Genomic DNA, 8421 nt, shown 5'->3' with positions numbered 1-8421 from the left:
ATTATAGGGAGCGAATTCGTTCTGGCAAGGAGATAATTGCAAAAAGATGGCTTTCATCGTTCAACCGCTTACAAAGCGACCACGACGATGAATTAATGCACGAAAAGGGTCTGCAGATTGGTATTCCGGATGCTGTATTGAGGCCGGCAGGTTGACAGATCAAGCTTGTATCAGTTTGGCTTTCCCTTGCAGCACAACCATGATGATCGGCTTTCCGCCTTCGGGTAACATAGCGCCCCTTTGCGATTCTCACACTCTTGGGCTTTGGAGAGTTTAATGCCTTTTGCACTTGGCCAGCGTTGGATTAGTGATACAGAGACGGATCTGGGTTTGGGGACTGTCGTTGCTGTTGAAGGACGCATGGTTACCCTGTTGTTTCCGGCTACCGGTGAAAACCGCATGTATGCCAAAGAAGAGGCACCGGTCACCCGGGTCAGCTTCAATGTGGGCGATCAGATAGCCAGCCACGAAGACTGGACCATGACGGTCGATGAAGTGCAGGAGAAAGATGGCCTCCTTATATATGTAGGTGTTCGCACCGACAATGGTGAGCCGATTGCCCTCAAGGAAGTGTTTCTCAACAACTTCATCAAGTTCAACAAGCCGCAGGATCGCCTGTTCGCCGGCCAGATTGACCGGATGTCCCGCTTTACCCTGCGCTACGAAGCGCTGGTCAACCAGCACCAGCGTCGCCGCAACCCGACTCGCGGCCTGGCTGGCGGGAAAGTCAGTCTGATCCCGCACCAGCTCTACATCGCCCATGAAGTGGGTCACCGCTACGCCCCGCGCGTATTGCTGGCAGACGAGGTGGGTCTGGGCAAGACCATCGAAGCAGGCATGATCATTCACCAGCAGTTGCTCTCCGGCCGCGCCCATCGGGTGCTGATCCTGCTGCCCGAAACGCTCCAGCACCAGTGGCTGGTCGAGATGCTGCGCCGTTTCAACCTGCACTTCTCCCTGTTTGACGAGGAGCGCTGCATCGAGGCGTTCGCCGATGCGGAGAACCCCTTCGAGACCGAACAGCTGGTGATCTGTAGCCTCGACTTCCTGCGCAAGAAGCGTCGTCGCTTCGAACAGGTACTGGAAGCCGAGTGGGATCTGCTGGTTGTCGATGAAGCGCACCATCTGGAGTGGAGCGAAGAGGCGCCGAGCCGTGCCTATGAAATGGTGGAAGCGCTGGCCGAACAGGTGCCGGGCGTGCTGCTGCTGACCGCAACCCCGGATCAGCTGGGCCACCAGAGCCACTTTGCCCGTCTGCGCCTGCTCGACCCCGAGCGTTTCTACGACTACGACGCCTTCCTCGCCGAGGAGCAGGCCTATGGTCAGGTTGCCAGCGCCGCGCAAGAGCTGCTGGATGGCGAGACCCTGAGCGATGAAGCCAAACAAATCCTCGCCAGCCAGCTGGAAGGGCTGGACTTGAGCGATGCGGCCGCCCGTCAGCAGGCAGTTGCCAAGCTGCTGGATCAGCATGGCACCGGCCGGGTGCTGTTCCGTAACAGCCGCGCCAATATTCAGGGCTTCCCGGAGCGCCACCTCAACGTCTACCCCATGCCGCTGCCGGAGCAGTACAAGACCGCCATCAAGGTGATGGGCATGATGGGTGGCAATGGCGGCGATCTGCAGACCCGTGCCCTGCGCTACCTCTATCCCGAGAAGATCTTCCAGCAGTTCGAAGGCGACAACGCTACCTGGACCCAGTTCGACCCGCGCGTCGAATGGTTGCTGGAACTGCTGCTCTCCGCCCGTCAGCAGAAGGTGCTGGTGATCTGCTCCGAAGCAGCCACCGCCATCGCCCTGGAAGAGGCGCTGCGCACACGTGAAGGGATCCGTGGCGCCGTGTTCCACGAAGGGATGTCGATCCTCGAGCGGGACAAGGCCTCCGCCTATTTCGCTCAAGCTGAGGGGGGCGCTCAGGTGCTGCTCTGCTCCGAGATCGGCTCAGAAGGTCGCAACTTCCAGTTTGCCAGCCATCTGGTGCTGTTCGATCTGCCACTCAACCCGGATCTGCTGGAACAGCGTATCGGCCGACTGGATCGTATCGGTCAGCAGAATACCGTCGAGATCCACGTTCCCTATCTGGAAGGGACTGCCCAGTGCGCCCTGCTGCTCTGGTATCACGATGGTCTGGATGCATTCGAGCAGACCTGCCCGACGGCCCGCCCGGTGTTCGAAGCGGTACGTGAGGAGCTGTTCGAGCTGCTGGCCGCCAACACCGGCGAGCAGGGCCCCCTCGACGCCCTGCTGGTCAAGACCCGCGAACTGCACGAGCCGCTCAAGGCCCGGCTGGAACAGGGTCGCGATCGCCTGCTGGAAATCCACTCCAGCGGTGGCGAGGCCGCCCAGCAGCTGGTCGAGAAGCTCGCCGCCGAAGATGACGACACCGGCATGATCTCCTTCGCCCTCAAGATGTTCGACGAGATCGGCGTCAACCAGGATGATCGTGGTGAAAATGCGCTGGTGCTGACTCCCGGGGATCACATGCTGGTGCCGAGCTTCCCGGGCCTGCCGCAAGACGGCATGACCATCACCTTCGATCGCAACACCGCCCTGTCGCGGGATGACATGGCGCTGCTCTCCTGGGATCACCCCATGATGCGCGGCGGTATCGACCTGATCCTGGGTTCCGAGATCGGTGCCACCTCGGTCGCACTGCTCAAGAACAAGGCGCTGCCGGTCGGCTCCATCCTGCTTGAGCTGATCTTCGTTGCCGAGTCTGCGGCCCATCCCCAGCTCTACCGTTTCATGCCGCCGACGCCGATCCGTCTGCTGATGGACAAGAACGGCCAGAATCTGGGAGAGAAGGTGGCGTTTGATGCCTTCAACCGCCAGCTGACACCGGTCAACCGCCACCTTGGCAGCAAGCTGGTTACCGCATCCCAGCCGGTGATCCACGGCCTGATTGGCAAGGGCGAGGTCATTGCCAACGAACTGAAAGCCGGGATTGTAGACAAGGCCCGTGCCCAGATGGCGCAGACCCTGCAGCAGGATCTGGACAGGCTGGAGGCACTCAAGGCGGTCAACCCGAATGTGCGCGACAGCGAACTGGATTATCTGCGCAATTTGCAGGCAGAATTGCACCACCTGATCGACCAGACCCAACTCAAGCTGGATGCCATCCGCTTTATTGTGGTTACCCATAACTGACAAGGTAGCGACCGACAGCGGCCAGACCCAGCTCAAACTGGATACACAAGGCCGCTTTGTCGTGGTTACCCATAACTGATGGGGGCTTGCCCCCGCTTTGACCCAAGATGCGAGACGCTATGTTTGTATACTCCCCGCCCCTGGAACCCTGGCTCGATATCCTGTTCAAGGACAAGGACATCATGGTGGTCAACAAGCCCACTGGCCTGCTGAGCGTCCCCGGGCGCGGCCCCGAGAATGAAGACAGCGTGCTCCATCGGGTCAAGCAGCAGCACCCCAAGGCGGCGGCTGCCCATCGCCTCGACATGGCGACCACCGGCGTGCTGGTGATCCCGCTCAACCCCAACTCCCACCGGGAGCTGAGCCGGCAATTCCGCGAGCGGGAGACCGAGAAGCACTACCTCGCCTGGGTGTGGGGTGAACCGGCGCTGGATGCAGGTGAAGTGGATCTGCCGCTCTGCGTCGACTGGCCCAACCGGCCGAAGCAGAAGGTGGATTTTGAGGAGGGGCGTCATGCCCTCACCCTGTGGCAAAAGCTGAAGGTGGAGAACGGCAACAGCCTGATCAAGCTGACCCCGATTACCGGTCGCTCCCATCAGTTGCGGGTACACATGCTGGAGCTGGGTCACCCCATCCTCGGCGACAACCTCTACGCCAACCCGGATGCGCTGGCGGCTGCACCGCACCTTTATCTTCATGCGGCCAGCCTGACCATCAGCCACCCCAGAAGCGGCGAGCGGATGACCTTCGAGGCATCGGCCCCTTTCCCGGTCTGAGCCTGGCAGATAACAGCCCAATAAAAAGAAAGCCCCCATCGAGAGATGGGGGCTTTTTTATCGCTCAGACGCGGATATCGATCTTGCTTCCGAGGGAAGCACTGGCCGATGTCGGCGCAGCCGGAGCGGATTGCGCTGCTGTTTCCAGCAGTTTCAGTGCGGATTCGCCTTCCTGGGTCTGCTGCTTTTTGGCCAGGCTGGCCACCATCAGTGCAGAACCGAACGACGCATTTGCAGAACTAGAAATATCCATTGTGTACCTCCTGCCAAGAGACTATCGGCCGGGCCCGGTGAGACATGAGCCATATCGTTCAACGCAGATATGCCTTGTCCGGCGAGCGCCGGGCCAACCAACGCTCTTCCATCTCCAGCAATGTCTGATAGGCCTTTTCGGCATGCTCCGGGCGACTGAACAGATATCCCTGCCCATACAGATGTATGTCGGTCAATGAACGCAGCACATCGAGCTGCCCCTGAGTCTCGATCCCTTCACATACCAGTTTCTTGCCAAGCATGGAGCCCATACGGCAGATGTTGGCGACCAGTTCGGCCGCCTCGATAGAGGTGTCGATACCCTGGATGAAGGACCTGTCTATCTTCACCTTGCTCACCGGCAGCTTCTGCAGATAGCTGAGGGAGGAGTAGCCGGTGCCGAAGTCGTCAAGGGCCAGATGCACACCCTGCTGGCTGAGATCCTGCATCAACTGCAGCGAGTTCTTGACCTCGCGCATGGTGGTGTCTTCCGTCACCTCCAGCACCAGGCTGGACGCGGGAATATGGTGCTCCATCAGCGCTCTGGCCACCAACTTCAACAGGTTGCGCTGGTACATGCCCGGGGAGATGTTCACGCACATCTGCAAGTCCACCAAACCCAGGTGCTGCCACTGATGAAGTTGCTCACATGCGGTATTCAATACCCAGCCACCCAGTTTCTCAGCCAGCTGAAACTCTTCCGCCACCTGGATCACCTCGTTGGGCGGGATAAAGCCAAGCTCGGGATGGCGCCAGCGCAGCAGCGCCTCCACGGCTTCACAGCGGCCACTTTCCAGATTGACGATGGGCTGGTAATAGAGCTCGAGCGCATTGTGCTCCAGTGCCATCACCATGTCGGACGCAAGATGCTTGCGCCTGGCCGTCTCGTTGAGCAGGGAACTGTCATAGATGACATAGGGAACATGGGTCTTGCGGCTGTGAGAGAGGGCCTGCTCCGCCCGGCTGAGCAACTCCTGGGTCTGGTTGCTGTCGGTCGGGAAGAAGGCGATACCGATACCAACCTCAAGCCGGAAAGGGTAGTTGTCGATGATGATGTCTTGCTTGATGGAGTGGAGTACTCTGGCCACGAGCTCCCTGACCTGGCGAAGATCGCTCCCCTCCCGTTGCAGCATGGCAAGCTGATCTCCCCCCAAACGCGCCACCCACTCCCCGTTTTCGCACAGGGCGCGCAGCCGCTTTGCCACCTCTTGCAACAGGAGGTCCCCTGTGTTGTAGCCAAACTTGCTGTTGATATCGCGAAAGTCGTTGATGTCGACCAGCACCAGTCCGAAGGAGGTGTCACGGGTGACATAGGCATCCATCTTTTCCAGCAGCGCCAGCCGGTTGGCGAGCCCGGTGAGAGGATCGATCCTAGCGGTCCTGAAATGGCGCCTGGCTTCTCGCACCAACAGGCCGCTGAGCAGAATGACGGACACCACCAGCCCCGACACCATGAACAGCAGGGCATTGCGCAACTGGCCAAAACGCGCGTCGTTGCCCGTATAGACGTTGATGTTGTTCTGCATGACGGAAGCAAGAGAGTAAGAGAGGGGTTCCTGCAAGGGCGCCAGTGTCATCATGACTTGCTGGTAATCCGGCGTCCCCGGTTTGAGCCTGACCAAATCAGGCTCCAGCTTGCGGATACTGCTTTCGGTCAGTTTCACCAGCCGCAGCGTCTTCGGATTGTCCGCGAGGCTTTTTCTCAATTGGCCGCTCAGGAGGATGGGGGTACGACTCCAGAGAATGTCATAGCGGAGCAGCAGGGCTTCCTGGTCTATGCCGCCATAGTGGTAAATCTCGACGGCATTGAGAAAGCGGCCCAGTTCGAGCTGCAATTGCATCAATGCCCAGGAGACGTCATAGGTGTACTTCTCCATCACCCGGGTCGCATTTTGTATCTGCACCAGGCAATAGAGGGTGCTACCCGTGAACAACAGAATGGATAGATAAAGAACGCCGAGTAAGGGCCAGGCCCTGGTCTTCGCTTTCACCCAGAACTCCCGTAAACCACCGTTTTTACTGCTGAATGTCGATCGCACTCAGTTGCCAGATCATCATGTCGGTGAACTCGGAACGCCTGAGTTCGGGATGCTGATCCAGTGGCAGGATAAACCAGAGCGGCCCCTTGTCACGTACCCGCATGGTCATCCCGTCATCCTGCCAGGCCAGGATAGGATCGTATTGCTTGACCTTATCCCAGTTGATCCGGATCTGGAAACTGTTCAGGGCGGTGAGCGTGATGCTCTTGCCGTTGGCCTTCACCTCAGTCAGCACGTCCGCCAGTTTCGGCCCCACAGATTTGTGCGGTTTGTCCACCCAGGGATTGCTCGTCACCACCTCATGCTGCGGTAGCGCCTGGATCATGGCCATATCGAACAGCACCTCTCCATCTGCCGGGTCGGCAGGGTCCAGATTCCCCGTTACCCTGAGAATGACCGGCCCCTGCGGTGTCGCCTGCGCCATGCCCGGCAAGGCCAGGGAAAGGAGTAACGGGAGAAGCCCTAAGTATCGCATGTTCACCTCAGATCATTTCACTATCAACAACTTCAGCTTAGTAGCACTAAAAAAAACGGCCCGCAAAAGCGAGCCGTTTGATGACTTGACGGGATTACATCATACCCATACCGCCCATGCCACCCATATCAGGCATGGCAGGTGCATCTTTCTTCGGCAGCTCGGAGATCATGCACTCTGTGGTGATCATCAGGCCAGCGACGGACGAGGCGAACTGCAGGGCAGAACGGGTTACCTTGGTCGGATCCAGGATACCCATGGCCAGCATGTCGCCGTACTGTTCGGTGTAGGCGTTGTAACCGTAGTTGCCTTCACCGTTCTTCACGGCATTGGCGATGACGGAGGCTTCTTCGCCGGCGTTGATGACGATTTGACGCAGCGGGGCTTCCATGGCGCGCAGGGCAACCTTGATACCGACGTTCTGGTCTTCGTTGTCACCACGCAGGGAGGCCAGCTTGGCAGCAACGCGCACCAGCGCTACACCACCCCCGGCAACCACGCCTTCTTCCACAGCTGCGCGAGTGGCGTGCAGGGCATCGTCAACACGGGCTTTCTTCTCTTTCATTTCAACTTCAGTGGCAGCACCCACCTTGATCACGGCAACACCGCCGGCCAGCTTGGCCACGCGCTCTTGCAGCTTCTCACGGTCGTAATCGGAAGAGGTCTCTTCGATCTGCTGACGGATCTGGGCCACGCGGCTTTCGATCAGGGCAGCATCACCCACGCCATCGATGATGGTGGTGTTCTCTTTGGTGATGACGATGCGCTTGGCACGGCCCAGATCTTCCAGGGTCGCTTTTTCCAGCTCCATGCCCACTTCTTCGGAGATCACGGTACCACCGGTCAGGATGGCGATATCCTGCAGCATGGCCTTGCGGCGATCACCGAAGCCCGGCGCCTTGACGGCGGCCACTTTCACGATGCCACGCATGGTGTTGACCACCAGGGTCGCCAGCGCTTCGCCTTCCACGTCTTCGGCCACGATGATCAGCGGTTTGCCCGCCTTGGCCACACCTTCCAGCACCGGCAGCATTTCGCGGATGTTGGAGACTTTCTTGTCCACCAGCAGGATGAAGGGGTCATCCAGCTCGACGGAGCCGGTTTCCGGCTTGTTCACGAAGTAAGGGGAGAGGTAGCCGCGGTCGAACTGCATGCCTTCTACCACAGCCAGTTCGTCGTCCAGGCCCTGACCGTCTTCCACGGTGATGACGCCGTCACGGCCGACCTTGTCCATGGCTTCGGCAATCAGCTTGCCGACTTTCTCGTCGGAGTTGGCGGAGATGGTGCCTACCTGGGCGATGGCATTGTTGTCGGCACAGGGAGTGGACAGAGCTTGCAGCTCGGCAACGGCAGCCACAACGGCCTTGTCGATACCACGCTTCAGATCCATGGGGTTCATGCCGGCGGCAACGGCCTTCAGGCCTTCGTTGACGATGGCTTGAGCCAGTACGGTGGCAGTGGTGGTACCGTCACCGGCGGCGTCATTGGCCTTGGAAGCGACTTCCTTGACCATCTGGGCACCCATGTTCTGGAACTTGTCTTCCAGTTCGATTTCACGGGCAACGGAGACGCCATCCTTGGTGATGGTCGGGGCGCCGAAGGACTTGTCCAGCACCACGTTGCGGCCTTTCGGGCCCAGGGTCACCTTGACGGCATCGGCCAGGATGTTGACGCCTTCCAGCATTTTGATGCGAGCTTCGTTGCCAAACTTAACTTCTTTAGCTGCCATGTTCTT

Annotated in this window: 6 protein-coding genes; 2 read left to right on the top strand and 4 right to left on the bottom strand. The window is 59.2% G+C overall.

The annotated features are described in order from the left end of the window. Positions 1-276: 276 nt before the first annotated feature. Together rapA and rluA are read left to right on the top strand one after the other, a co-directional pair. The gene (gene rapA, locus BGO64_RS06715) at positions 277-3144 is read left to right on the top strand and encodes an RNA polymerase-associated protein RapA (RefSeq protein WP_286700369.1); all 2868 of its coding nucleotides are present in this window, start codon (positions 277-279) and stop codon (positions 3142-3144) included. A gap of 119 nt (positions 3145-3263) precedes the next feature. Beyond that, on the top strand, positions 3264-3920 hold the full coding sequence (gene rluA, locus BGO64_RS06710; RefSeq protein WP_286700368.1) for a bifunctional tRNA pseudouridine(32) synthase/23S rRNA pseudouridine(746) synthase RluA: 657 nt from the start codon (positions 3264-3266) through the stop codon (positions 3918-3920). Positions 3921-3984: 64 nt separating this feature from the next. Here rluA and BGO64_RS06705 read toward each other — a convergent pair whose 3' ends face one another. The 4 genes from BGO64_RS06705 to groL all read right to left on the bottom strand — a co-directional run bounded on the left by BGO64_RS06705 (position 3985) and on the right by groL (position 8415). Continuing rightward, the gene (locus BGO64_RS06705; protein ID WP_010673139.1) at positions 3985-4173 is read right to left on the bottom strand and encodes a hypothetical protein; all 189 of its coding nucleotides are present in this window, start codon (positions 4171-4173) and stop codon (positions 3985-3987) included. 58 nt (positions 4174-4231) lie between these two features. After that, the gene (locus BGO64_RS06700; protein WP_029313817.1) at positions 4232-6163 is read right to left on the bottom strand and encodes a putative bifunctional diguanylate cyclase/phosphodiesterase; all 1932 of its coding nucleotides are present in this window, start codon (positions 6161-6163) and stop codon (positions 4232-4234) included. A 25-nt stretch (positions 6164-6188) separates the two neighbouring features. Next, entirely contained in the window at positions 6189-6686 is a 498-nt protein-coding gene (locus tag BGO64_RS06695) for a putative pterin-binding protein (RefSeq protein WP_286700367.1), read from the bottom strand. A 94-nt stretch (positions 6687-6780) separates the two neighbouring features. Then, a complete protein-coding gene (gene groL / locus BGO64_RS06690) occupies positions 6781-8415 on the bottom strand; it encodes a chaperonin GroEL (RefSeq protein ID WP_010673136.1) in 1635 nt (544 codons plus the stop codon). Positions 8416-8421 lie beyond the last annotated feature (6 nt).

The sequence above is a fragment of the Aeromonas sp. 62-46 genome, assembly GCF_001898585.1.
GTDB classification, from domain to species: domain Bacteria; phylum Pseudomonadota; class Gammaproteobacteria; order Enterobacterales; family Aeromonadaceae; genus Aeromonas; species Aeromonas caviae.
The sequence above is the reverse complement of the archived record's forward strand: the minus strand, read 5'-3'. Positions and strand labels throughout refer to the sequence as shown.

What these genes read in the sequence shown, in the direction of transcription:
- rapA (WP_286700369.1), top strand. Translation starts at nt 277, where the DNA reads ATGCCTTTTGCACTTGGCCAGCGTTGGATTAGTGATACAGAGACGGAT.
- rluA (WP_286700368.1), top strand. Translation starts at nt 3,264, where the DNA reads ATGTTTGTATACTCCCCGCCCCTGGAACCCTGGCTCGATATCCTGTTC.
- BGO64_RS06705 (WP_010673139.1), bottom strand. Translation starts at nt 4,173, where the DNA reads ATGGATATTTCTAGTTCTGCAAATGCGTCGTTCGGTTCTGCACTGATG.
- BGO64_RS06695 (WP_286700367.1), bottom strand. Translation starts at nt 6,686, where the DNA reads ATGCGATACTTAGGGCTTCTCCCGTTACTCCTTTCCCTGGCCTTGCCG.
- groL (WP_010673136.1), bottom strand. Translation starts at nt 8,415, where the DNA reads ATGGCAGCTAAAGAAGTTAAGTTTGGCAACGAAGCTCGCATCAAAATG.